The organism is Microbacterium sp. B35-30 (genome assembly GCF_010634855.1).
Lineage (GTDB): Bacteria > Actinomycetota > Actinomycetes > Actinomycetales > Microbacteriaceae > Microbacterium.
In genome coordinates this window covers 1-25,080 of the sequence record NZ_MWLQ01000016.1, presented here as the reverse complement: position 1 = coordinate 25,080, position 25,080 = coordinate 1, and the positions used below count along the sequence as shown (strand labels likewise).

The 25,080-nt window shown below is 70.0% G+C and carries 22 protein-coding genes; 14 read left to right on the top strand and 8 right to left on the bottom strand.

The annotated features are described in order from the left end of the window. Positions 1-171: 171 nt before the first annotated feature. Positions 172-1,623 (top strand): cation:dicarboxylase symporter family transporter, encoded by a 1,452-nt coding sequence (locus B2K11_RS08765; protein WP_163617899.1) that lies wholly within the window; start codon positions 172-174, stop codon positions 1,621-1,623. Positions 1,624-1,905: 282 nt separating this feature from the next. Next, on the top strand, positions 1,906-2,703 hold the full coding sequence (locus B2K11_RS08760) for an MBL fold metallo-hydrolase (RefSeq protein WP_163617898.1): 798 nt from the start codon (positions 1,906-1,908) through the stop codon (positions 2,701-2,703). 18 nt (positions 2,704-2,721) lie between these two features. On the opposite strand, the gene B2K11_RS08755 is transcribed toward B2K11_RS08760, so the two are convergent. Both B2K11_RS08755 and B2K11_RS08750 read right to left on the bottom strand, forming a co-directional pair. Continuing rightward, a complete protein-coding gene (locus B2K11_RS08755; RefSeq protein ID WP_163617897.1) occupies positions 2,722-2,907 on the bottom strand; it encodes a hypothetical protein in 186 nt (61 codons plus the stop codon). Between the two features lie 15 nt (positions 2,908-2,922). Continuing rightward, positions 2,923-3,105 (bottom strand): DUF5302 domain-containing protein, encoded by a 183-nt coding sequence (locus B2K11_RS08750; protein WP_163617896.1) that lies wholly within the window; start codon positions 3,103-3,105, stop codon positions 2,923-2,925. 334 nt (positions 3,106-3,439) lie between these two features. Between B2K11_RS08750 and B2K11_RS08745 the strand changes: the two genes are divergently transcribed. The 3 genes from B2K11_RS08745 to B2K11_RS08735 all read left to right on the top strand — a co-directional run bounded on the left by B2K11_RS08745 (position 3,440) and on the right by B2K11_RS08735 (position 7,831). Further along, positions 3,440-5,731, top strand: coding sequence for a polyribonucleotide nucleotidyltransferase (locus tag B2K11_RS08745; protein WP_163617895.1), 2,292 nt, complete (start codon positions 3,440-3,442; stop codon positions 5,729-5,731). Between the two features lie 314 nt (positions 5,732-6,045). Further along, positions 6,046-7,107, top strand: coding sequence for an aldo/keto reductase (locus tag B2K11_RS08740; protein WP_163617894.1), 1,062 nt, complete (start codon positions 6,046-6,048; stop codon positions 7,105-7,107). Positions 7,108-7,228: 121 nt separating this feature from the next. Beyond that, positions 7,229-7,831 (top strand): histidine phosphatase family protein, encoded by a 603-nt coding sequence (locus B2K11_RS08735; RefSeq protein WP_163617893.1) that lies wholly within the window; start codon positions 7,229-7,231, stop codon positions 7,829-7,831. 13 nt (positions 7,832-7,844) lie between these two features. Here B2K11_RS08735 and B2K11_RS08730 read toward each other — a convergent pair whose 3' ends face one another. Continuing rightward, positions 7,845-8,318, bottom strand: coding sequence for a GNAT family N-acetyltransferase (locus tag B2K11_RS08730; RefSeq protein ID WP_163617892.1), 474 nt, complete (start codon positions 8,316-8,318; stop codon positions 7,845-7,847). 72 nt (positions 8,319-8,390) lie between these two features. Here B2K11_RS08730 and B2K11_RS08725 point away from each other — a divergent pair, with 72 nt between their 5' ends. After that, on the top strand, positions 8,391-9,206 hold the full coding sequence (locus B2K11_RS08725; protein ID WP_163617891.1) for a dihydrodipicolinate reductase C-terminal domain-containing protein: 816 nt from the start codon (positions 8,391-8,393) through the stop codon (positions 9,204-9,206). Then, positions 9,203-9,661: a tetratricopeptide repeat protein gene (locus B2K11_RS08720; RefSeq protein ID WP_163617890.1), complete on the top strand. Its 459-nt coding sequence runs from the start codon at positions 9,203-9,205 to the stop codon at positions 9,659-9,661. The genes B2K11_RS08725 and B2K11_RS08720 overlap by 4 nt, the downstream gene beginning before the upstream one ends. Before the next feature lie 163 nt (positions 9,662-9,824). On the opposite strand, the gene B2K11_RS08715 is transcribed toward B2K11_RS08720, so the two are convergent. From B2K11_RS08715 to B2K11_RS08700, 4 genes are all read right to left on the bottom strand, one after another. Next, positions 9,825-10,769, bottom strand: a complete 945-nt coding sequence (locus B2K11_RS08715) for a TIGR01777 family oxidoreductase (RefSeq protein ID WP_163617889.1) — start codon at positions 10,767-10,769, stop codon at positions 9,825-9,827. After that, the gene (locus B2K11_RS08710) at positions 10,762-11,187 is read right to left on the bottom strand and encodes an OsmC family protein (protein WP_163617888.1); all 426 of its coding nucleotides are present in this window, start codon (positions 11,185-11,187) and stop codon (positions 10,762-10,764) included. Before B2K11_RS08710 ends, B2K11_RS08715 begins: the two co-directional genes overlap by 8 nt. Positions 11,188-11,315: 128 nt before the next feature. After that, the gene (locus B2K11_RS08705; protein ID WP_163617887.1) at positions 11,316-11,888 is read right to left on the bottom strand and encodes a DUF4395 domain-containing protein; all 573 of its coding nucleotides are present in this window, start codon (positions 11,886-11,888) and stop codon (positions 11,316-11,318) included. Further along, entirely contained in the window at positions 11,875-12,312 is a 438-nt protein-coding gene (locus tag B2K11_RS08700) for a thioredoxin family protein (RefSeq protein WP_163617886.1), read from the bottom strand. Before B2K11_RS08700 ends, B2K11_RS08705 begins: the two co-directional genes overlap by 14 nt. A gap of 143 nt (positions 12,313-12,455) precedes the next feature. Here B2K11_RS08700 and B2K11_RS08695 point away from each other — a divergent pair, with 143 nt between their 5' ends. Genes B2K11_RS08695 through B2K11_RS08685 form a run of 3 tightly spaced genes read left to right on the top strand, consistent with a single transcriptional unit; the run spans position 12,456 to position 14,615 of the window. Next, positions 12,456-13,265, top strand: coding sequence for a thymidylate synthase (locus tag B2K11_RS08695; RefSeq protein WP_163617885.1), 810 nt, complete (start codon positions 12,456-12,458; stop codon positions 13,263-13,265). Beyond that, positions 13,262-13,840 carry a dihydrofolate reductase gene (locus tag B2K11_RS08690; RefSeq protein ID WP_204260063.1) on the top strand — a complete coding sequence of 193 codons (579 nt, stop codon included), beginning with the start codon at positions 13,262-13,264 and terminating at the stop codon, positions 13,838-13,840. The genes B2K11_RS08695 and B2K11_RS08690 overlap by 4 nt, the downstream gene beginning before the upstream one ends. Before the next feature lie 10 nt (positions 13,841-13,850). Continuing rightward, entirely contained in the window at positions 13,851-14,615 is a 765-nt protein-coding gene (locus B2K11_RS08685; protein ID WP_163617884.1) for an SDR family oxidoreductase, read from the top strand. A 1-nt stretch (position 14,616) separates the two neighbouring features. Here B2K11_RS08685 and B2K11_RS08680 read toward each other — a convergent pair whose 3' ends face one another. Then, positions 14,617-15,243, bottom strand: coding sequence for a winged helix-turn-helix domain-containing protein (locus B2K11_RS08680; protein ID WP_163617883.1), 627 nt, complete (start codon positions 15,241-15,243; stop codon positions 14,617-14,619). A 260-nt stretch (positions 15,244-15,503) separates the two neighbouring features. Between B2K11_RS08680 and B2K11_RS08675 the strand changes: the two genes are divergently transcribed. The 4 genes from B2K11_RS08675 (at position 15,504) to B2K11_RS08660 (ending at position 25,073) form a co-directional block, all read left to right on the top strand. Beyond that, on the top strand, positions 15,504-19,424 hold the full coding sequence (locus tag B2K11_RS08675; RefSeq protein ID WP_163617882.1) for a S8 family serine peptidase: 3,921 nt from the start codon (positions 15,504-15,506) through the stop codon (positions 19,422-19,424). 47 nt (positions 19,425-19,471) lie between these two features. Further along, positions 19,472-22,231 (top strand): M4 family metallopeptidase, encoded by a 2,760-nt coding sequence (locus B2K11_RS08670; RefSeq protein WP_163617881.1) that lies wholly within the window; start codon positions 19,472-19,474, stop codon positions 22,229-22,231. A 115-nt stretch (positions 22,232-22,346) separates the two neighbouring features. After that, a complete protein-coding gene (gene dapA / locus B2K11_RS08665) occupies positions 22,347-23,324 on the top strand; it encodes a 4-hydroxy-tetrahydrodipicolinate synthase (protein WP_163617880.1) in 978 nt (325 codons plus the stop codon). 72 nt (positions 23,325-23,396) lie between these two features. Further along, complete coding sequence (locus tag B2K11_RS08660; RefSeq protein WP_163617879.1) at positions 23,397-25,073, top strand: ribonuclease J; 1,677 nt, start codon at positions 23,397-23,399, stop codon at positions 25,071-25,073. The last annotated feature ends 7 nt before the right edge of the window (positions 25,074-25,080 follow it).

Sequence of the window (25,080 nt, the reverse complement as noted above, 5' to 3'; positions counted from 1 at the left end):
TCGTGGCTGTGCTGGCTCCATCCTCGCCGGTCGAGGGTGAGTCCGGGCCGGGCCCTCCTGCGACCAATACGACCACAAATCGCCCGCTGTCGAGGCGGCGAGCACTCTGAGGACACGGCCGACCCGATCGGGTTCGGCATGGACAACGGCTGTTCACCTCAGGAGGCGATGATGGCTCTTTCGACCCGGACGACTTCGTTCACCCTTCCCGGCTTCAACTGGCGCCGAGGCAAGCAGGCATGGGACAAGCACACCTGGCTCTACGTGTCGGTGATCCTCGCGGTCGTGCTGGGCGCCGCCGTGGGGCTCATCTGGCCGGACGTCGGCGTCGCGCTCAAGCCCCTCGGCGAGGCGTTCGTGGGCCTCATCAAGATGATGATCGCCCCGATCATCTTCTGCACGATCGTCGTGGGGGTCGGCTCGATCGCCAAAGCTGCGACCGTCGGCAAGATCGGCGGGCTGGCGCTGCTGTACTTCATGGTGATGTCGACCTTCGCGCTCGCCATCGGCCTCGTCGTCGGCAACCTGCTGCACCCGGGCGAGGGCCTCAACATGGCGAACTCCACCTATGAGGCGACCGCGGAGGCCAAGACGACCCAGGAGTTCGTCCTCGGGATCATCCCGACCACGTTCTTCTCGGCCTTCACCGGCGAGAGCGTGCTGCAGGTGCTCTTCATCGCCCTGCTCGTCGGCTTCGCGCTCCAGCAGATGGGCGACAAGGGCCAGCCGATCATGAACGCGGTCAAGCACCTGCAGGCGCTGGTATTCCGCATCCTCGGCATGATTCTGTGGCTCGCCCCGGTCGGTGCCTTCGGCGCCATCGCCGCGGTCGTCGGGAACACCGGGATCGCCGCGATCTGGGCGCTCGGCGCGCTCATGATCGCGTTCTACATCACCTGCGTCGTGTTCATCGTCGGCGTGCTCGGCACGCTCCTGTACGCCGTCACGCGCGTCAACATCTTCAGCCTCGTGAAGTACCTGGCCCGCGAGTACCTCCTGATCGTGGGCACGTCGTCGTCGGAGTCGGCGCTGCCGCGCCTCATCGCCAAGATGGAGCACCTCGGCGTCTCCAAGCCGGTCGTGGGCATCACTGTGCCGACCGGCTATTCGTTCAACCTCGACGGGACGGCGATCTATCTCACGATGGCCTCGCTGTTCATCGCGAGCGGTATGGGCGCGCCGATGTCGATCGGCGAGCAGATCGGACTGCTGGTCTTCATGATCATCGCGTCGAAGGGCGCGGCGGGCGTCACCGGCGCCGGCCTGGCCACGCTGGCCGGGGGCCTCCAGGCCTATCGTCCCGATCTCGTCAACGGCGTGGGGGTCATCGTGGGCATCGACCGCTTCATGTCCGAGGGCCGGGCGCTGACGAACTTCACCGGCAATGCCGTCGCGACGGTGCTGATCGGATCGTGGACGAAGGAGTTCGACGCGGGGCGCGCCCGCCGGGTTCTCGCGGGCGAGCTCCCGTTCGATGAGAACACGCTGTCAGGCACCGATCATGACGGCATGTCGGCGGCGCCCGAGGCCGTCGGCGTCCAGGGGCTCGAGGAGGCCGCCGTCGCTGAGGCCGAGGCCAAGGAGCGGCGTGCGCTCGAGCGCGAGGCTCAGTTCACCCGCTGACCGCCACGTCCGCGCCCCGTCGCCCCGGCGTCGGGGCGCAGACGCGTCGGCGGCGGGGTAGGATGGAGGTGATAGGCGAACTCTCATTCGTCTCGCCCCGGCTGTGTGGTAACGGTCGGGGCTTCTTCTTTGCCCTCGCACGCCCGCCGCCGGGCTCGGATCAGGCCGCTATCGCCAGCTCGCCCGCGCCGGTCGACCCCCACCCCCGGCGGAGTAGCCTGGGCCCGTGCGCAGGGGTGCGCCGATGACGACCGACTCCGGTCGCGAGGGGGAAGGACGCCGATGCTGAGACGCGTCGCTGAGGGTGTCCTCGTCCACGAGAGCGAGTTCATCCAGAGCAACTCGGTCATCGTGCAGGGCGCGACGGGCGTGCTGCTCATCGACCCCGGGATCACCGTCGCCGAGATGGCGGACCTCGCGAACGACCTCCGCGAGCTGGATCAGCCCGTCGTCGCGGGCTTCTCGACGCACCCCGACTGGGACCACGTCCTCTGGCACGCGGAGTTCGGCGATGCGCCCCGATACGGAACGGCGCGCTGTGCGGCATCCATCCGCGACCAGCTGTCGCACACGGACTGGAATGATCGCATCGCCGAGGGACTCCCGCCGGAGTACGCCGACGAGATCCCCATGGAGCTGCTCGGACTGATCACCGCTCTGCCCCCGGACGCGGAGTTCGTGCCCTGGGACGGCCCGCGCGTCCGGGTCATCGAGCATCGGGCCCATGCGCCCGGCCATGCGGCGCTGTTGATCACCGAGCGGGGCGTTCTCGTCGCCGGTGACATGCTGTCCGACATCCTCATGCCGTTCCTCGATCTGGAGGCCGCGACGCCGATCGACGACTATCTCGCCGCGCTGCAGCTGTTCGACAGCGTCGCAGACGACGTAGATGTCGTCGTTCCCGGCCACGGCTCAGTGGGCAGGGGCGAGGAGGTGCGCGCGCGCATCGAGCAGGATCGCGCGTACGTGACGGCCGTGCGAGACGGCGCCGACAGCGACGATCCGCGCGTCGGTCCGTCGGCCCCGCTGGAATGGCTGCCGGCCATCCACCGCTGGCAGGTGGAGCGGCTCACCGGCTAAGCCGCGCGAGGCCCTTGGTCAGGCGTCGGTATCGATCTCGCCGGACTCGATCGCCGACTCCCGCTCCTCGAGGTCGAGCTCGTCGACCTGCTCCTCGACCGACTCCATGGGGTCGAGGGTGGCAGGAGGCAGCTCGAACTCGGCGTCGTCGTCGAGCGGGACGTCGCGGTCGTCGTCCGGGATCCGCTCACGGAACTCGCTCATGCCGGCCTTCGATCGTCAACCGCTCTTGCGGCGGAACTCGCGTTTGGTCACGGCCCCGTGGGTCCCGTGGATCGAGGAGTCGCCGTCGAGGTGCGATTCTCCTTCGCGGTGCTGCGCGTTCTTCTTGTCGAGTGCTTCCTTGAACTTGCGCTTCATCTCATCGGATGCCGCGCCCGCCGGCTTCTCGTCGGTGCTCATGACTCCCACCCTACGCACGCCCGACGACGATGTCATGCGGTGTTTCCCGGCGTCCCACCGGCAGTGGGGCCGGGAGGGGCACCACTGATAGGATCGGACAGGCTGCCCTCGGGCATCCGCTCAATTCAACATGAGCTCACGGAGCAGGCCGGCAGCTAGCTGGTCCCCTGTGGTGGTCTCCTCGTCGCGTCGGCGCCGGGTGGATTTCTACTGGTGGCCAGTGCTGGCGCGAATCGCGGCACAGCCGCGCGCCGAGATCTGCCTGTTCCTGCTCCTTCGCACAAGCTCGTGCGCGAAACGCGCGTGCGAGCCTAAACAAAGAAGGAGAGACCTCTTGGAAGGTCCTGAAATCACCGCCGCTGAAGCCGTTCTCGACAACGGCCGCTTCGGCACCCGTACCGTCCGGTTCGAGACCGGGCGACTCGCGCAGCAGGCACAGGGTGCCGTCGCCGCGTACCTCGACGAGGAGACGATGCTCCTCTCGGCCACCAGCGCCGGCAAGCAGCCGCGCGAAGGCTTCGACTTCTTCCCGCTGACCGTCGACGTCGAAGAGCGCTCGTACGCCGCGGGCAAGATCCCCGGCTCGTTCTTCCGTCGCGAGGGTCGTCCCTCGACCGAGGCGATCCTCGTCTGCCGTCTCATCGACCGCCCGCTGCGTCCGTCGTTCGTCGACGGCCTCCGCAACGAGGTGCAGATCGTCGTGACCGTGCTCTCGATCGCACCCGGCGAGTTCTACGACGCGCTCGCGATCAACGCGGCCTCGCTGTCGACGCAGATCTCGGGTCTGCCGTTCTCCGGCCCGATCGCCGGTGTGCGCCTCGCGCTCATCCCCGGTCACGGCGACAACGCCGATCAGTGGATCGCGTTCCCGACCGTCTCGCAGCTCGAGGACGCCGTCTTCGACCTCATCGTCGCCGGCCGCGTCATCACCGACGCCGACGGCAACGAGGATGTCGCGATCATGATGGTCGAGGCCGAGGCCACCGAGGGTTCGTGGAACCTCATCAAGGGCGGCGCCGTCAAGCCGAACGAGCAGGTCGTGGCCGAGGGCCTCGAGGCCTCGAAGCCCTTCATCAAGCAGCTCGTGGCCGCGCAGAACGTCGTCGCGAACTCCGCGGCGAAGGAGATCAAGGAATTCCCGGTCTTCCTGCCGTACAGCCAGCAGACCTACGACTTCGTCGCCCACCGCGCGTACGACAAGCTCGTCCCGATCTACCAGATCGCCGACAAGCAGGACCGTCAGAACGCCGACGACGAGCTGAAGGATGCCGTCAAGGCAGAGCTGCTCGCCGCCGTCGAGTCGGGTGAGCTCCCGGCCGTCGCGACGCTCGAGTTCTCGGCCGCCTACAAGTCGGTCACCAAGACGATCGTCCGCGGTCGGATCCTCGCCGAGGGCGTCCGCATGGACGGCCGCGGCCTGGCCGACATCCGTCCGCTCGACGCCGAGGTGCAGGTCATCCCGCGCGTCCACGGCTCGGCGATCTTCCAGCGCGGCGAGACCCAGATCCTGGGTGTCACGACGCTGAACATGCTCAAGATGGAGCAGCAGATCGACTCGCTGTCGCCGGTCACGCACAAGCGCTACATGCACCACTACAACTTCCCGCCCTACTCGACCGGTGAGACCGGCCGTGTCGGTTCGCCGAAGCGTCGCGAGATCGGGCACGGCTTCCTCGCCGAGCGCGCGCTCGTGCCGGTGCTGCCCAGCCGCGAGGAGTTCCCCTACGCGATCCGTCAGGTGTCCGAGGCTCTCGGCTCCAACGGCTCGACGTCGATGGGCTCGGTCTGCGCGTCCACGCTGTCGCTGCTGAACGCGGGTGTGCCGCTGCGCGCGCCCGTCGCCGGCATCGCGATGGGTCTCGTGTCGGACGAGGTGGACGGACAGACGCGCTACGCCGCGCTGACCGACATCCTCGGCGCCGAGGACGCCCTCGGCGACATGGACTTCAAGGTCGCCGGCACGAGCGAGTTCGTCACCGCGATCCAGCTCGACACGAAGCTCGACGGCATCCCGTCGTCGGTGCTCACCGCCGCGCTGCAGCAGGCCCGCGAGGCCCGCCTGACCATCCTCGGCGTGCTCAACGCCGCGATCGACGGTCCCGACGAGATGGCGCCCACCGCGCCCCGCGTCATCAGCGTCCAGATCCCGGTCGACAAGATCGGCGAGCTGATCGGCCCGAAGGGCAAGACGATCAACGCGATCCAGGACGAGACCGGCGCCCAGATCTCCATCGAGGAGGACGGCACCGTCTACATCGGCGCGACCGACGGCCCGTCGGCCGAGGCCGCCCGCGCCCAGGTCAACGCGATCGCCAACCCCACCAACCCGGAGGTCGGCGAGCAGTTCCTCGGAACGGTCGTGAAGATCGCGACGTTCGGCGCGTTCATCTCGCTCCTGCCCGGCAAGGACGGCCTGCTGCACGTCAGCGAGGTCCGCAAGCTCGCCGGCGGCAAGCGCGTGGAGAACGTCGAAGACGTGCTCGGCGTCGGTCAGAAGCTCCTCGTGAAGATCACGAAGATCGACGACCGGGGCAAGCTTTCGCTCGAGCCCGTGCTCGAAGAGGCCGCCGACCAGGAGGGTCGCGCCGCGGCCAGCGAAGGCCCGGAGGCTCCCGCCGAAGGCTGAAAGCTCCCGTCCCACGGCTCTTCCGCCCGCTGATTCCGCTTCAGCGGGGACGAGACCCGCAGGTTCACGGATGCCCGCCCCTCACCGAGGGGCGGGCATTCGTCGTCCGGTCCGCAGATCGCTCAATCTGTCCCCCGAAAGGGGGACAAAACCGCAAGGTTCGGCGGTTCGTGATCAAAGCGTTATGTAATGTTTATCGGCAGTTCGCCTCAGTGACCGGACTGCTGTCCGGACTGTCCTAGCCTGTGAGTACGCGCCGGGGGGCGCGTGGACAGTGATCACGAGGCCCCGCGGGGAATCGTGGGGGGTGGCACATGGCTTACTTCGGCGTTGACTCGACGCTTCCGCCGACGAGCCCGGATGCTGCCGTCACCGCTGCTGCGCCGCAGGCTCCCGCAGCGCCGAGCCTGCACCCGTCCGCGCCGATCCCGGTACAGGGCCCCGGAGTCGGCAGCAGCATTCGCGTCGCACTCGGCGAGAGCGGGGCTGACGTGTTCCCGCTGATCCTGGGCGGCGCCGAGTTCGGGTGGAACGTGGACCTCGAGTCGAGCCACGCGATCCTCGATGCCTACGCCGAGTTGGGCGGCAACGTCGTGCACACCGCCGACAGCTACTCGAGCGGCAGAAGCGAGCACATCATCGGCCAGTGGCTGCAGTCGCGCGGGCTGCGCGACGACATCGTGCTCGCGGTACGGGTAGGCGGTCACGCCGACAATCCAGGGCTCGGTCCGGTCAACCTCGTCCGCGCCGTCGAGGCATCCCTGACGCGGCTGCACACCGACCGGATCGACGTGCTCTACCTCGATGCGACGACCGACCCCGGCTCATCGCTGGAAGACACCCTGGCCACCGCCGAGTGGCTCGTGGGCGCCGGCAAGGTCCGCGCGATCGGGGTGATCGGCTACAGCGCCGCGCAGCTGGTCGAGGCGCGGATCTTCGCGTCGGCGGGTTATCCGCGAATCACGGTGCTCGACGTCCCCTTCAACGTGCTGCGCCGGCACGAGTTCGACGCCGACCTGCGCCTCGTCGCGGGTGCGCAGGGGATGGCGGTGACGCCGTCGCATGCGCTCGAGCATGGGTTCCTCGCGGGCCGGCAGCGTTCCCGGCTCCGTGGCGCCCTCTCGGTGCGCGGCGCGCAGCTGGCGGCGAATCTCAACCGCCGCGGCAACCGCACGCTGCGGGCGCTCGACGCCGTCGGCGCCGAGCTCGGTGTCCCCGACGCGGCCGTCGCCCTGGCGTGGCTGCTCGCACAGAGGCTCGTCGTCGCACCGATCGTGAACGCGTACGCTCCGCAGCACGTCGAAGAGCTCGTGCAGGGCGTCGGGGTCCGCCTCAGCCGCAGCCAGCTGTCCGACATCGCTCGCGCGTCGGAGTAGGGTTCCCGCGCACGGACCTCGGGCGACGCGCCCGTCCCACGTTCATCGGCGGCGGCGACGCGGTGTCGTAGTGTGGAGGAGGTGCCTTCCCCGGGCACGTGACCCCGACGGAGTGAGCTGCGTGACGCACTACATCTATCTCGTGCGGCACGGCGAACATCAGGACGCGCAGCACGGACTGGTCGACGGACCGCTGTCGCCCCGCGGACGCCGGCAGGCGGCACTTCTCGCGGATCGACTGTCGGGAGTGCCGTTCGACGCGGTGTGGCACTCGCCGCTCGAACGGGCCAGCCAGACCGCGCGCGCCGTCGCCGAGCGGATGCCGTCGCTGTCGCCTGAGCCGTCGGCGCTGCTGTTCGACTGCGTGCCCACCGGCATGACCGACGAGACGCCGGCGGCGTTCGAGCCGTTCTTCGGCTCGGTTACGGAGGCCGAGGTCGAGGCCGGTCGCGCGCAGATGTCGGACGCGACGAGCGAGTTCCTCGCGCGCAAGCGCGGGGACGTGCACGAGCTGCTCATCACCCACAACTTCGTGATCGCGTGGTTCGTGCGCGAGGTGCTGCAGGCGCCGGAATGGCGCTGGATGACACTGAACCAGGCGCACTGCGGCCTGAGCGTGATCGCGCAGAAGCAGGGGCGGCCGTGGACGCTGCTGTCGCACAACGACATGGGCCACCTGCCGGTCGAACTGCGCACCGGTCTGCCCGAGGTCTACCCGGTCTGACCGACGAAGCCGCTCAGAGCCTCTTGCCGTACCAGCGGGAGGCGTTGGGGTTGTCGTTGTAGGGCTCGATCGCCTCGAAGCCGGTGCGCGCGTAGAGGGCACCGGCCGCCTCGAGAGAGTGGTGCGTGTCGAGCACGAGTTCGGCCGCACCGAACTCGCGGGCGCGCCGCTCGAGGTCTTCGACGAGCAGGCGTCCCCAGCCTCGGCCGCGTGTCGCGGGGCGGAGGTAGAGATGCTTGAGCTCGTAGCGTGTGCCGAGCGGCCCGTCGGGGATCAGACGGATGCCGCCGCAGCCCTGTGCGACCCCCTCGTCGTCGTCGAGCACGACGAACACGCCCGCGGGCGGCACGAACGCGGCCGGGTCGGGGAAGGTCGTGCGATACGTGACGCCCTGCACCGCGAATCCCTCGGTGCGGATCTGGAAGTACTCGGCCAGCAAGACGTGAGCATCGGGTGCGTCGGCGGGGGAGGAGCGCAGTTTCACCACCCCTCCAGGGTAGGCGGCCACGCGGGTGCCACCGGCCGGGAGGGGCCTGCGGGCGCCGCCTAGGATGGATCCATGACGACACGCGTGGCCATCGTGGGCGGCACCGGAAAGCTCGGCGCGATCATCCGCGACGCGGTCGAGGCCGAGCCGGGGTTCGAGGTCGCCGGCGTCCTCTCTTCGCGGTCCGAGTTGTCCGAGCTCGACGGCGCCGACCTGGTCGTCGACGCCTCTACGCCGGCGGTATCGATCGACGTCGTGCGCGCGGCGATCGAGCGGGGCATCAATGTGCTGGTCGGCACCTCCGGCTGGTCGGCCGAGCGCATCGCGCTCGTGCGCCCGCTCGCCGAGGCCGCCGGCAGCGGCGTGGTGTTCATCCCCAACTTCTCGATCGGCTCGGTGCTCGGCTCTGCCCTCGCCGCGGCCGCGGCCCCGTTCTTCCCCTCGATCGAGATCGTCGAGGCCCACCGCGAGACCAAGATCGACTCGCCGAGCGGCACGGCCGTCCGCACGGCGGAGCTCATTGCGGCCGCACGGACGTCGGTCGGGCCGGTCGAATCGCCCCACGTCGACCAGCGTGCCCGCGGTCAGCAGGTCGCGAGCGTGCCGATCCATTCGCTGCGCCGCCCCGGCGTCGTCGCCCGTCAGGAGACGGTTCTCTCCGGGGCGGGGGAGTCGCTCACGATCGTGCACGACACGGTGGAGCCGGCCCAGGCGTATGGCCCCGGCATCCGTCTCGCCCTCGCGGCAGCGCGCGACGCCACGGGCGTGGTCGTCGGCCTCGACAGCCTGATCGACATCGGGATCGGCCGCCGCACGGCACCTGCCGACGCTGCTCCTGTCGACGAGGGCGGAGTGCCGGGCCAGGTCGCCCGCACGACCGGCGCATGACCGCCCGCATCGGCGTCGTCGTCATGGCGGCGCTGCTCGCGCTGTACATCGTGCTCGTCGGGCAGCGGGCGTGGCTGCTGATCATGAGCGGAGACCCGGTCGGCGTCGCGATGGGCATCGCGCTCATCGTGCTGCCGTTCATCGCCGCGTGGGCGCTCGGTCGCGAGCTGTGGTTCGGCGTACGTGCGCAACAGCTGGGCCGGAGGCTGGAGTCCGAAGGCGGGCTGCCCTCCGACGAGGTGACGGTGCGCCCGAGCGGGCGCGTGATGCGCGAGGACGGGGATGCCGTGTTCCCGGCGTACCGCGCCGATGCCGAGGCCCACCCCGACGACTGGCGGGCGTGGTACCGGCTGGGCCTCGCCTACGACGCGGCGGGCGACCGGCGCCGCGCGCGCGAGGCGGTGCGCACCGCGATCCGTCTCGAGCCCGCCGACCGCTCTCCCGACGCCGGCTGACGCGTCGTCCGCGAGGCGCCGCGTGCAGAAACACGGCTCCGTGACGACGGTGCGCGGCTGAGGGTGGGAATGAGCCGGCGTGTCGGGTGACCGGCCAGGCTTTTCGCACGCATAGGCGCGCGGAGAACAGCGGGGCCACCCGTGTATCGCCGGCCGAGGGGGATCAGGAGGCGGCGGGCACGACGGCCGTGACGGCGTCCTCGACGGTCGGGTGCGTGAACACGAAGCCCGACTGCTGGAGCACCTCAGGGACGACATGCGCGTCGGTGGTGAGGAGAGCATCGGTGGCGTCGGGACCGAGCACGAGCTTCATGCCCCAGACCGGCGCGCGCAGCAGGAACGGTCGGTTCATCCGCACCGCGAGGGCGAAGCCGAGGTCGTTGGCCGTGGCGCGGGTGGGGCCCGTGAGGTTCACGGCGCCGGTGAGGCGTGCGGCGATCACGTGGCGGATCGCGCGAACCTCGTCGTCGAGCGAGATCCACGGCCAGACCTGCGTTCCCCGTCCGATCGGCCCACTGAGCCCGGCCTTCGTGAGCAGGAGCAGCGGTTTCAGCACGCCCTCCGGATGCACGATCGGGGCGGTGCGGAGCACGGCCACCGCGGCATCCTGGCCCGCGCTGAACGCTGCGGCTTCCCACTCTCCGCACAGATCCGCGAGGAACGACTCGCCGCGGCGAGCGTCTTCGTCGAGCCGCACGCCGGGCCGCGAGCCGTAGTAGCCGACGGCCGAGGCCGACACGAAGTGCGGGGCATCCGTTCCCAGTTCACGCACCGCGCGGGTGAGGGCGCGGGTCGGCGCGATGCGCGACCACAGCAGCGTGTTCTTATACGAACCTGTCCAGGGGAGGCGGCCGATGCTTGCGCCGTTGAGTCCGACGACGGCGTCGGCGCCGGCGAGTACCGCGGGGTCGAGCGGCTCGGCCGTCGTCAGCCACTCGACTTCGTCGGCGGCTTCGGCCGGCCGGCGCACGAGGGTGGTCACCGAGAAGCCGTCGGCGCGGAGGCTCTCGACGAGCGCGCCGCCGGTGAGTCCGGACGCCCCCGCGACGACGACCCGCCGGCCGTCGTCAGCGGGCGGTCGGCTCTCAGGCGAGCGGCCTTCAGGCAAGCGTCGCCTCGAGGGTGATCTCGATGCCGGCGAGCGCCTGCGAGACCGGGCAGCCGACCTTCGCGCCCTGCGCGATGCGCTCGAAGTCCTCGGGCTCGAGGCCCGGCACGACGGCGTTGACGTTGAGGTGGCTGCCGGTGATGCCGGTGCCCGGCTTGAAGGTCACCGACGCGGTGGTGTCGATCGACTCCGGGGGAGTGCCGTTCTCGGCCAGCGCGAGCGACAGCGCCATGCTGAAGCACGAGGAGTGGGCTGCGGCGATGAGCTCCTCGGGCGTGGTGACCGAGGTCGATCCCTCGCTGCGCGCCTTCCAGTTGACGGGATAGGTGCCGAGGCCCGACGACACGAGGCTGACCTCGCCGGATCCGTCGAACAGGGCGCCTTTCCAGGCGGCGGTGGCTTCGCTGGTGACGGTCATGAGGGCCTCCTCGCTCGCGGTGCGCCCGGGTGGTGGGCGTCTCGCGTCAGCCTAAAGCGTCGGATGCCGCGCCGCGACGGTTCGAGCCGCTCGTGTCGCGACCTTCTCACCCTTCTCGGCGCAGGGCGTCAGGCCGCGGCGGGACGCGCGCGTCCGACGATCCCCGCGCGCTGCAGCAGCAGGTAGAGCTGGCAGCCGAGGCACAGCCCGAACACGGCGTTGAGGAAGGCGGCGACGAAAGCGGCCGCGGCGGCGATCGTGAGACCCCAGGGAACGCCGAGCAGGTGCAGCACGAGCCCGATGACGGAGACGAACAGGCCGACGCCCTGCGCGAAGCGCGGCGGGCGCGGATCCTCGAGCTCGGTCGGGGGTGCGAGACGCGGCGCGATCACCTTGCGGTACAGGACGCCCCACGGCGCGGTGCGCGGCGACAGCACTCCCCACAGGAAGAGGAGTGCGACCAGGAGCAGGAGGAGGAAGGCGGGGTCGAGGAAGCGCTCGAGCGGTGTGGCGAGGCTGATGAGCCACGGACCGCCGATGACGAATCCGGGATCGATGTCGGAGACGCGGCTCGTCGACAGTCCGGTCAGTCCGAGGAACACCACGACGAGCAGCAGCACCGAGGTGATGGCAGCGCCGAAGCGGGGGCCGCGGGGGTCGATACCGCGCGGGGCTGCGGCTGCGGTTTCAGACACTCGCATCCTCCGCGATCAGCCGGTTGAGCTCGAGCTCGAGCACGTCGCGGCTGGGGGCGCCGCCGAAGCGGGTCTGCACGACGCCGTCACGGTCGAGCACGAGCGTTGTCGGCGTCTGCAGCACGTGGAAGTGCTTGGCGATGTCGGGGCGATGCGTGAGATCGACGTCGAGGTGGCGCACGCCGTCGTGACCGTCGGCGATGTCGGCGAGCGTGCGGTGCACCCCGGGGCAGCGCGCGCACATCTCGGTGCTGAACTGCAGGAGCGTCGCGACTTCGCCGAGCCCGTCGGCGCCGAGGCGGGCAGGCTCGATGACCTCGTGCTCGACGTTGTGGCGCGCGTGGGACTGGCGCCAGTTCAGGAAGACGCCGAGCGCCACCGTCGCCGCGAGCAGCACGGCGAGGGCGATGAGGGCTCCGACCAGGGTCACAGCAGATCAGGCTAACCCTTTTCGGCTGTCAAGGGGCCGTATGTGTGTGAATAAGTCGCGTTCGCCGCAACACGCAGGTCGTGTCGGCCGGCCGCGGCGCGGCCCCGGCCCGCACGTCGCGGGCCGCGGGTATCGTGGCAGCCGTGACGACGCCGATCCCCACCCCGTACGAGGACCTGCTGCGAGACGTGCTCGAGAACGGCACGCACAAGGACGACCGCACCGGCACCGGCACCACGAGTGCGTTCGGCCGGCAGATCCGGTTCGACCTGTCCGAGGGGTTCCCCCTCATCACCACGAAGCGCGTGCACTTCAAGTCGATCGCGTACGAGCTGCTGTGGTTCCTTCGGGGCGAGTCCAACGTCGCGTGGCTGCAGGAGAACGGCGTCTCGATCTGGGACGAGTGGGCGGATGCCGCGGGCGAGCTGGGCCCGGTCTACGGCGTGCAGTGGCGCTCCTGGCCGACGCCGTCGGGTGAGCACATCGATCAGATCGCACTCGTGCTGGATCAGATCCGCGCGAACCCGGACTCCCGGCGGCTGATCGTCTCGGCGTGGAATCCCGCCGACATCCCCGACATGGCGCTCGCACCCTGCCATGCGCTGTTCCAGTTCTACGTCGCCGACGGCAAGCTGTCGTGCCAGCTCTATCAGCGCAGCGCCGACCTGTTTCTCGGCGTCCCGTTCAACATCGCCTCCTACGCGCTTTTGACCGTCATGGTGGCGCAGCAGGCCGGGCTCGAGCCGGGCGACTTCGTCTGGACGGGCGGCGACTGCCACATCTACGACAACCATCTCGAGCAGGTTCGCGAGCAGCTGACCCGTGAGCCCTACTCGTACCCCACTCTGCGCATCGCCCGCACGCCCGACTCGATCTTCGACTACCGCTACGAGGACTTCGTGGTCGAGGACTATCAGCACCACCCCGCGATCCGCGGCGCCGTCGCGGTATGACGACTCCCCTCACGCGCGGCGGCGGTGCGGGTGCCGGCGGTGTCCGCATCCGCCGGATCGGCATGATCTGGGCCGAGGCGCACCACGGGGTCATCGGCGCGCAGGGCGGCATGCCGTGGCACGTCCCCGAAGACCTCGCGCACTTCAAAGCCCTGACGCTCGGGGCGCCGGTCGTCATGGGCCGCCGCACCTGGGAGTCGTTCCCGGACCGATTCCGCCCGCTGCCGGGCCGGCGCAACATCGTCGTCACCCGACGGGCTGACTGGAAGGATGCCGGTGCCGAGCGCGCGGCCTCGCTCGAGTCCGCACTGGCGCTGGCCGCCGAGGGGCACCCGGATCGGATCTGGGTCATCGGCGGGGGCGAGCTGTTCCGCGAGGCGATCGATCTGGCCGACCTGCTGGAGGTCACCGAGCTCGATCTCGAGATCCAGGGCGACACGCAGGCGCCCGAACGCACCGACTGGCGCACGATCTCGACGGACCCGGTCGAAGGGTGGCACACCTCGAGTTCGGGCATCCGTTATCGGTTCCTGCGACTTGCGCCGCCTGAGCGCTCCGAAGGCCCACGCCAATAGGCTGACGCGCATGGCGAAGACGGCGCTCATCACCGGTGCGAGTTCGGGACTCGGCGCGGAGTACGCGAGACAGCTGGCGGCGAGGGGCGCGCACCTGGTGCTCGTCGCCCGCGACAAGCAGGCGCTCGATCGGCTCGCGGTAGGGCTGCGATCGACCTACGGCGTGGAGGTCGAAGTCGTCGTCGCCGACCTGTTGAAGCCCCGCCAGCGCGAGCGGGTGGAGGCACGCGTCGCCGATGAGGTGAGGCCGATCGAGATCCTCGTGAACAATGCCGGGTTCGGCCTGCCGCTGGCATTCGAGCGCAACGACGTCGAGGACGAGGTCCGCCACCTGCAGCTGCACGTCGAGGTGCCGATGCGGCTGACCCATGCCGCACTCGGCCCGATGCTGGCGCGCGGCCACGGCCGGATCGTGAACGTCGCATCGGTCGCGGCATTCATCCCGCGGTCGACGTACGGCGCCTGCAAGGGCTGGCTCGTGAGCTTCAGCCGCTGGGCGAACGGGCGCTACGGCCCGCGCGGCGTGACGGTCACTGCGGTGTGCCCGGGGTACACCCACACGAACTTCCACGAGCGCCTGGGGCTGGCCCCAGGCGAGGAAGGTGTGGCGGACGCCATGTGGCTCGACGCCCGCGACGTGGTGGCGGAATCGCTGCGCGACGTCGCCCGCGGCAGAGCCGTGTCGATCCCGTCGCGCCGCTACAAGGCCCTCGTCACCTTGGCACGATTTGCGCCGCCGTCCCTGGCGGCCCGCATCGGCGAGCGCGGCCGGTAGATCACGCGGCGTCCTCTGCAGCGTCGTCGGTGCGCGGCCGCCGCTGTGAGCGACGCAGGGCGTCGGAGAGGGGGGTCGGCACCGACGACGCGCCTCCCACCATCAGGCGGTAGCCGACCCCGCGCACGGAGACGATCCGAATCCCTGGACGCCCGGCGAGACGGCGACGGAGCCTCTTGATCGCGGAGTTGACGTGCTCGCGATCTCCCAGGTAGTCGGTTTGCCAGACCTGTGCCGTGAGGTCCTCGAACGACCAGACACGGTGGGTGTCGGAGGCGAGGGCGGCGAGCAGGTCGAATTCCTGCGCCGACAGGTGCACGCGGATGCCGGCCACCGAGACCTCGCGGGAGGCCGAGGCGATCCGCAGTGTCCCGATGATCAGCGGTGCCGCGGGGCCGACGGCGTGGGCGTCGAGCGCCGAAGGAACGACCGCGCGCGGCGGCTGAGCCGGATCGTCCTGGCCTGCGTGGACGTCACGCAGCAGCGTGAGTGCGCCCTCAACGTCCGGCGCCGCGACGACGACCGCCAGATCGCGGAGCAGCTTCGCGAGCTCACCCACATGCCGCAGCGGCATTCCCACGCAGAGCACCAGCACCTCGTCAGCCTCCTGCACCACTCCGCTCGACACGCCACGTCCTTTCGCCGCCGATGAAGACCTGACCTGTCTAGCAGTCGAGTGTTTCATCTGCCTCATGCCACATTCCCGCGGGTTAACGATTCCGTGAGAGCGCTCTCATGGACCGGCGGCAACAGAAAGTTTTCGCCCATGAGCTGACCCCGAAGCGCCCTTGTCGCTCGACTCGCGGGGGGCCCAGCATGAGCCTCATCCCCTCAACCGGATTCGCCGTCGGCGCCGCGCATCGTCGGCGCCCCGATCGAAGGACCCTCGTGCGTCATTTCCTCCAGCGCAGACCCCGCACTGTCGCCGCCGTCCTCGCCGCCGCGACGCTCGTCGCCACCCTCCTCGGATCGCCGCCGGCCGCGGCGACCGAGCCACCCCCACCAGGACTGCCGGAAGGTCACATGGGGGAGGGCGCATGGCGGCACGGCATCCTCCCCGACGCCGGCACGCCGACGGAAGAAGCGGCGCGCGAGAAGCTGACCGACGAGGCCGAGTCGCAGCTCACGGAGGCGGCGACCGCGTCGTTCTGGGTGCGCTTCGCCGATCGGGCAGACCTCGCAACGGCCTCGGCCATCGCGGACTGGGACAAGCGGGGTGCCGCGGTGCGGGACACGCTGCGCGCGCACGCCGAGGAGTCTCAGGCCGGGGTGGTCGCCGAACTGGATGCGGCCGGCGCCGCCTTCACGTCGTTCTGGGTGTCGAATGCGGTGCTGGTCACGGGCGGCGACCTGGCGCTCGCGACGATGCTCGCGGCGCACAGCGAGGTGTCGCAGATCCGCGAGGTCACGACCTATAGCAACGCCGAGCCGGTCGAATCGGTGCCGGCCGCGGCAGGCGAGGGCGCGAACGCCGACGGCGTCGCATGGGGCGTCGACGAGATCGGCGCGCCCGCCGTCTGGGCGCAGGGCATCACCGGCGAGGGGATCGTCGTCGCCAACATCGACAGCGGCGTGGATGTGACGCATCCGTCGCTGCACGACCGCTTCCGCGGGCTGCAGGCCGACGGCTCGCTGGAGCTCGACTACAACTGGCTCGACATCGACCGCTGGTGCGGCTGGGCCGACGGGCCGTGCGATGTCGACGGCCACGGCACGCACACGATGGGGACGATCACGGGCGACGCGGGCGACGGCGAACGCATCGGCGTCGCACCCGGCGCCACCTGGATCGCGGCGAACGGCTGCGTCAAGTGCTCGCAGACGGGTCTCATGCTCTCGGCGCAGTGGATGCTCGCCCCGACCGATACTTCCGAGGACTGGGCGAACGGCGACCCGTCGAAGCGTCCGCACATCGTGAACAACTCCTGGGGCGACCCCGCGTCGAAGGACCCGTTCTTCGACGACATCATCGCGGCGTGGGATGCTTCCGGCATCTTCAGCGCGTGGTCGGTCGGCAACTCCGGCCCGGCGTGCGACACCGCCGGCAACCCCGGCTCGCAGCATGTCACCTACTCCGTGGGCGCGTACGGCGAAGACGGCGACATCGGCTACTTCTCTTCCCGTGGCCCCGGGCAGGACGGCGAAGTGAAGCCGAACATCTCCGCGCCGGGTGTGCGGATCCGCTCGGCTTCTGCGGGAGGCGGCTACCGTCTGGAAACGGGCACGTCGATGGCCGCACCACACCTGGCGGGCGCCGTCGCGCTGCTCTGGAGCGCGGCCCCGGCGCTCGTGGGCGACATCCCGGCCACTCGCGAACTGCTCGACCGCACCGCGCGTGACGTCGACGACACCCGCTGCGGCGGCGACGCCGACGACAACGCGGTGTGGGGCGAGGGCAAGCTGGACGCCGCGGCGCTCATCGCCGCCGCCCCGACCGGCGCCGGCACACTCGCCGGCACGGTGACGGATGCCGACGGCACGCCGCTTGTCGGCGTCGACGTCGTCGCCGACGGTGAGTTCGGCCGCTCCACCAAGACGGAGTCCGACGGCACCTTCGCACTGCCGCTGGTGCCGGGTGCGTACGACGTGACCCTCGCGTCGTTCGGGTTCGCCGCCCGATCCCTCGAGGTCACCATCGCCGACGGCGAGAGCTCGGACGCCTCGGCGAGCCTCGCCACCGCGACCCGGCACACCGTCTCGGGCACGCTGACGGATGCTGTGGGTGACCCCATGGCAGGGCTCACGGTCGCTCTGAACGGGCCGCTCCCTGCTGCGACGACCGACGCCGCCGGCCGGTACCGGATCGACGACGTGCCTGCCGGTTCGTTCACGCTCACCACGACGGGCGATCGCTGCGTCGCGCCGCTGGAGCGGACTGTCGTCGTCGACGGCGAAGAGACGGTGGATGCCGCACTCGAGCGGGTCGCCTTCTCGGGCGGGTACTCGTGCACGTCCACCGACGCCCCACTCCCCGCCGGAAGCCAGGTCCTCGACATTCGGGCGAATGGGGGTGCTGCAGCGATCGAGCTGCCGTTCGCCTTCCCGTCGTTCGACGACCGCTACTCGACGGCCTACGTGTCTGCGAACGGATTCGTCTCGTTCGCATCCTTCGAGGGGCAGTGGCCCGGGCAGCGACCGATCCCGTACCCGGGCGGCGTGGTTCCCGGCGGTGTCATCGCGCCGTTCTGGATGCTCCTCGATCTCGACGGCACCTCCGCGATCCTCGCGGCCGAGACGACGGTCGACGGCATGCCCGCGGTGACGATCGAGTGGCGCAACGTGTTCCTCATCTTCTCTCCCGACCAGCGGCTCACCTTCTCGACGACCTTGGTCGCGAACGGCGACGTCCTGTTCTCGTACGGGGACGGTGTGGGAGCCGACGCCGAACGCGCCGGGTGGAACGCGTCGGTCGGGATCGAGGCCGAGGGATCCGAGGTCGGCGCCCAGTACTCGCGGTACGAGCCCGTCCTGCAGGCGGGGCGGCAGATCCGGTTCACGCGCGACGAACGGGCGTGGCTCACGGGGACAGTGACCGACGCGAACGACGGCGCCGCCGTCGCGGGCGCCACCGTGGCCGCTGCGGGCGCGGACGGAACGACGCGAACCACGTCGACCTCGGGCGACGGCACGTACGAGCTCGCCGTTCCTGTCGGCACCGCGCAGGTGACCGTGACCGCACCGAACTACGCGACCGCCTCGCAGACCGTCGAGCTGGCCTCGTGGATGGATGCCGCGTCGTTCTCGCCGGCGCTGAAGACCGGGGTCGCGAGCCTGTCGACGTCGCAGCTGTCGCTCACCTCCGACGGGCGCGGAAGCGAGTGGGTCGAGGTCACCGTGACGAACTCGGGCTCCGCGCCGCTGCACCTGTCGTTCGACGAGATGCCGCGCAACCCGCAGCTCTCGGCGCCGGAGGCGGGCATGCCGGTCCAAGGCGTCTGGAGCACCATGCCGGTGTCGAGCGTGTTCGGCGTCGGGTACGACGGACGGCTCTGGGTATCGGACTGGATGGAGCAGCGCAATGGGCTCTACTCGGTCACGGGGGAGCGCCTCGGCGACGCCCCGCACGTCGCCGAGATGGACGGCGCCGACCGGCTCGAGCTCGCCTTCGACAGTCGATCGGGCGACATGTGCCAGATCGTGAACGGCGGTGATTGGAGCATCCACTGCTTCGATCGTGAATCCGGCGTCCAGACACGGGTCATCACGGGGTACTGGGCCGACCAGCAGGCCTACAGCGCGCTCGCCTACAACCCGGTCGACGACGTGTTCTACCTCGGAAGCGCCTATGTCGGCACCGTGCTCACGGTGGCCGGGTCCACCCACGCCCAGCCGGGCAAGGTGGTGAACGCCTGCGCCGTGCCGGAGGCGGCGCTCGGGTTCGCCTACAACGTCGGTTCCGACACACTCTGGTACTCCACCTTCGGAGGAGAGGCACCGCAGCTGGTGCAGGTCGACCCGGACTCGCCGGCGACGTGCACGCGGTACCGCACCGTCGACACCTACCTGTCTCCGCAGGGTGCTGCGGGCATGGAGTTCGACGAGGCGGGCAACCTCTGGGTCGTCGATATGAACAACGGCCTCATGTGGCGGCTCAACGTGGAGGATCCCACGTTCGCGGACATCCCCTGGCTGGATGCGAACCAGGACGCCGCGACCCTCAAGCCCGGCGGCAGCAAGACGTTCAAGGTCAAGGTCCAGGGATCCCTCGCGGCGACGGGCGCCAACGCGGCGACCCTGCTCGTCGACTCGGACGCGGGCCGGGCGAGCCGCACCTATCTGCCGGTCGACCTCACCCGGTCGGCTCGGTGACGGCCGGCGAACCCGCCGGCAGCTTCCACCCCACAACTGGAGGAAAAATGCAACGCCCCGCGAAACTCGCCGCGTGCTCGGCGCTGGTGGGCACGGCTCTCGTGCTCGCCGCCGTCGTCCCCGCCGCAGCATCCGGTCCCGCCCCGTCCGCGGCCGCCGCTCCGGTCGCCACCGCGCCGGAGTCCGACACGCCGACGCTGATCGACGGCATCGCCGAGCCGACCGACGCCAAGGCACCCGCCGACAAGGCCGCCCTGGCACACCTCAAGGCGAAGAAGGATCGGTACCACATCCCGTCGGTCGAGACGAATCTCGTCGTCACCGACGTGACAGAGGTCGGCACCGACGAGACCGTGCGCTTCACACAGCAGCACGGAGGCGTCGAGGTGCTCGGCGGACAGTACATCGTGCGCATGAAGAAGAAGGATGCCGAGCGGATCGTCACGGGAACCTCGGGGCAGTACTTCACCGACCTGACCGTCGACGTCGAGCCGAAGATCTCCTCGGAGCTCGCCGTGGAGCGTGCGGTTCAGGCGGTGCAGTACGGCGGGAAGGCCGCAGGCACCGTCGGCGGCGAGACGAAGGCCGCGCTCACCGGGTCGGACCAGGGTCTGGTCGTCCTGCCGCAGGGTGCGGGCGTCCTCACGCGACACGTGACCGTGCGCGGCACGGATGCGACGGGCGCCCCGGTCGTGCAGGAGGTGTACATCGAGGCGACCACCGGCTTCCCGACGCTGCAGTACAGCGGCATCCAGACCTTCGGGATCGCGGGGGCCGCCACCCCCGCCGCCGCCGCAGCAGCGATCGACGAGGGCACCGGAGCGGACGGCACGGGGACGCTGCTCACCGGTGTCGATGTGCCGGTCAACCTCACGCAGGACCCGGCGAGCGGCGCGTTCCTGCTGCGCGACACGACCCGCCCGGGCACCCCCATCGAGACGTACGACGCCTCGGGCGTCGTGGGCTACTCGTACCCGAACGGAACGATCCCTGCCGGTGCCGAGCTCGCCTCGTCGCCGACGGCAGCGCTCGGGGCCGAGCTGACCACCATGGGGGCCGTCGATGCCCACTGGGGCGCCGGTCAGGTGTACGACTACTTCAAGAACCGCCTCGGGCGCGACAGCATCGACGGCAAAGGACAGGAGATCCGCTCGATCGTCGGCCTCGTCGAGTGGGAGGGCGGGACGACCTGGAACCAGGCCTACTGGGACGGCTACCAGATGGCCTACGGCGCCGGTGACGGCTGGAGCTTCAAACCGTTCACGGCCGACCTCGACGTGCAGGGCCACGAGCTCACCCACGGCGTCGTCCAGCACACGGCGGGACTCGTGTACGTCGGTCAGTCCGGTGCCTTGAACGAGGCGTTCGCCGACTACTTCGGCAATGCGATCGACGTCGATGCCACGGGCACGCCCCTCAGCGACCCGAACGCGAGCCTCCTCGGCGAAGACCTCTGCTACGCCGCGTCGCCGACGGCGTGCGCGCTGCGCGACCTCGACGACGGCGCCGGCATCGCCAACTTCGCCGGCTACCCGTACTTCTACGACGCGGGCGGCGTCCACCTGAACTCGACGATCTTCGGCGGCGCGCTGTGGGACATCCGTGAGTCGCTCGGCGGCGAGACGGCGGACCCGATCATCTACCGCGCCCTCACGGACTACCTGACTCCGCTCGACGGATTCACTCAGGCCCGCGACGCCGTGCTCGCCGCGGCGAAGGCTCAGGGCCTGAAGGGCAAGAACCTGAAGTCGGTGCAGGCCGCGTTCGACTCCCGGGGCATCGTGACCGGGTGGGAGAAGCAGCTGGGACGCGATGGGACCGTCCTCTTCGAGAACCTCACCGACTACCGGGGAGTCTCGTGGGCTGGTGCCGGCGGCGGATGGTGGACCATCGCCGACGTGCCGAGCCTCGACGGCTCGGGCTATCTCGGCATCTACGCGGGCACGATCGACCGCAAGGTCAAGCCGGCCCTCGTGAGCACACCCGGAGAGTGGACCGATGTCTACCCCGACACCGACGGCAAGACCGTCGTCTGGATCCGGTTCTCGCCGGCAGGATCCCAGGTGATGGCGAAGTCGCTCGCGGGAGGCCCCGAGCAGGTCGTCTACACGACCCCGACGACCCTGTTCAACGTGCGCGTATCCGACGGCGTCGTGGCGTGGGACGGCCTCGACACAGAAGGGTCCCGCCGGGTGGGCTTCGCGAAACTGGGCAGCGCCACCGCCACGCTCCTGCCGGGCACCGCCACCGGAGTGCCCGACATCACGGCCGGCAAGCTCGCGTACGCTCGCGAGTTCCCGACCGAGGTGTCGTTACCCGACGGCACCTACACGCGGATCTTCACCGCGGTGGAGGTGCTCGACGTCAACACCGGCGCGGTGATCGAGGTCGGCCCCCGGACGCAGGGGTCGATCATCCGTCCGACCATCGCGGGCGGGTCGGTCGTCTGGGGTGCCGACGACCGCAACGACCCCTACAGCGCGATCCGCAAGGCCCCGGTCGCGGGCGGCGCGTGGAGCGACATCGTGCCGGAGAGCAACGTCGGCGGACTCCACATCCACGATCTCGTCGCGACGTCGACGACGATCACGGTGACGTCCGAGGGCGACAGCGAGCGCCTGGGCGGCGGGGTTCCGGCGCTGCTGCAGTACACGCTCGACGGAAAGTCGCTCGGCAAGGTGACGTGCAGCTCCGGCTTCACCGACCGTGCCGCCGCCGACACCGGCTCGACGGTCGTCTGGGTCGACACGGCCACGTCGTACGACACGCTCGTGATGCGGGCCACTCCGGCGGGCACCTGCTCCTGATCCGCTGACACCGGAGGGGACGGATGCCGCGTCGCGCGGCATCCGTCCCCTCCGTATGCGTGCGGGCACGCATACGGGGAGGAGTGGCGAGCCTCCGAGCCGATAACCTGAAGGCATGACGCATACGGGAAACCCATTCGGACAGGTTCTCGTCGCGCTCGTCACTCCGATGACGGCCGACGGCGAAGTCGACTGGCCCGCTGTCGAGAAGCACATCGACGACGTCATCGGCGCGGGCGCCGACGGCATCGTCGTCACCGGCACCACGGGCGAGACGTCGACCCTCACCGACGCGGAGAAGATCCGTCTCGTCGAGGTCGGAAAGGATGTCGCAGCCGGGCGAGCCAAGATCATCACCGGCGGCGGCTCCAACGAGACGGCGCACGCGATCGAGCTCTACAAGGCCAGCGAGAAGGTCGGCGCCGACGCCATCATGATCGTCACGCCGTACTACAACAAGCCCACGCAGGCCGGAATCCTCACGCACTTCCGCCTCGTCGCCGACGCCACCGATCTGCCGGTGATCCTCTACGACATTCCGGGCCGCACGGGCGTGCCGATCCGGTACGAGACGATCCTGCGCCTCGCCAAGCACCCGAACATCCTCGCCATCAAGGACGCCAAGGGCGACTTCAGCGAGGTCAGCCGCGTGCTCAACCAGACCGACCTGATGTACTTCTCGGGCGACGACCCCAACGTGCTGCCGCACCTCGCGATCGGCGCGGTGGGTCTCATCGGCGTCACCGCGAACATCGCCCCCGCGCCGTACCGTGCCATCATCGACGCCGTGAACGCCGGAGACCTGAAGACCGCGACCGCGGCGCACATGCAGCTCGAGCCGCTCGTGCGCGCCGTCATGACGCACGTGCCCGGCACCGTGTCGGCGAAGTACATCCTGCACGGCCTCGGCCGCATCGGCAGCCCGCGCGTGCGCCTGCCGCTCGTGGGGCCGGAGGAGTGGGAGGCCGCCAAGATCGAGGACGAGCTGGCCCTCGTGACGGGTGTCCCCGGCGCAGATTTCTCGAATTTCCGTCCCGACCGCAACGCCGCCGCCGGCGGTGCGCTGCCGAAGGTCTCAGGCACGACGAGATGACGAAGTGCCGTCGCCGATCGGGCGACGGCACGCTGATGAACGGATGCCGCGGCATCCGGAGGAGGCTTCACAATGCCCACCAACCCGTACGACCCGCCGGAGCTCGAAGCGGGCACCCTCCGGGTCGTCCCGCTCGGCGGCCTCGGCGAAGTCGGCCGCAACATGACCGTCTTCGAGTACGGCGGCAAGCTGCTGGTGGTCGACTGCGGCGTGCTGTTCCCCGAGGAGCACCAGCCCGGCGTCGACCTGATTCTGCCGGACTTCGAGCCCATCAAGGGGCGCCTCGACGACATCGTCGGCGTCGTGCTCACGCACGGTCACGAGGACCACATCGGCGCCGTGCCGTACCTGCTGAAGCTCAAGAGCGACATCCCCATCGTGGGCTCGGGCCTGACCCTGGCGCTGACCGAGGCGAAGCTCAAGGAGCACCGCATCCGGCCGTACAGCCTCACGGTGGCCGAGGGGCAGCGTGAGAACCTCGGCCCGTTCGAGCTCGAGTTCATCGCGGTGAACCACTCGATCCCGGATGCGCTGGCCGTCGCGATCCGCACCCCCGCGGGCACCGTGCTCGCGACCGGCGACTTCAAGATGGACCAGCTGCCGCTCGACGGCCGCCTCACCGACCTGCGCGCATTCGCACGGCTGGGGGAAGAGGGCGTGGATCTGTTCCTCGTCGACTCCACGAACGCGGACGTCCCCGGCTTCACGCCGCTGGAGCGCTCGATCGGGCCGGTGCTCGACCAGGTCATCGGCAAGGCGCCGCGCCGCGTGATCGTGGCGAGCTTCTCCAGCCACGTGCATCGCGTGCAGCAGGTGCTCGACGCCGCGGCGGCCCACGGCCGGCGCGTCGCGCTGCTCGGCCGCAGCATGCTCCGCAACATGACGATCGCCGAGGACCTCGGCTACCTGCACGTGCCCGAGGGCGTGCTGATCGACTACAAGAAGGCGCGCGACCTCCCCGACGATCGGATCGTCTACATGTCGACCGGCTCGCAGGGCGAGCCGATGGCCGTGCTCAGCCGCATGGCGAACCTCGACCACGCGATCGAGCCCGGTCCGGGCGACACCGTCATCCTGGCGTCGAGCCTCATCCCGGGCAACGAGAACGCGGTCTACCGCGTCATCGACGGCCTGACCAAGCTCGGTGCGAACGTCGTGCACAAGGGCAACGCCAAGGTGCACGTCTCCGGCCACGCGGCCGCCGGCGAACTGCTGTACTGCTACAACATCCTGAAGCCGAAGAACGTGCTGCCCGTGCACGGCGAGTACCGCCACCTCATGGCGAACGCGCGCCTCGCCCAGGACACCGGGATCGCCCCCGAGCGCACGCTGCTCGCCGAGAACGGCACCGTCATCGACCTCAAGGGCGGCGAAGCCCGTATGGTCGGCCAGCTCGACCTCGGGTTCGTCTACGTCGACGGGTCGACCGTCGGCGAGATCACGGATGCCGACCTCAAGGATCGCCGGATCCTCGGCGAAGAGGGCTTCATCTCGGTGATCGTGGTGGTCGACGCCTCTACCGGCAAGGTCATCTCGGGCCCCGAGATCCACGCGCGCGGGTTCGCCGAGGACGATGCGGTGTTCGAAGCCGTCAAGCCGAAGATCGCCGCAGCCCTCACCGAGGCTGCCCAGTCGGGCGTCCGCGATCCGCACGCGCTGTCCCAGATCGTGCGCCGCACGATCGGCCGCTGGGTCAACCAGTCCCTGCGCCGCCGGCCGATGATCGTCCCGCTCGTGATCGAAGCGTAGCGAGATC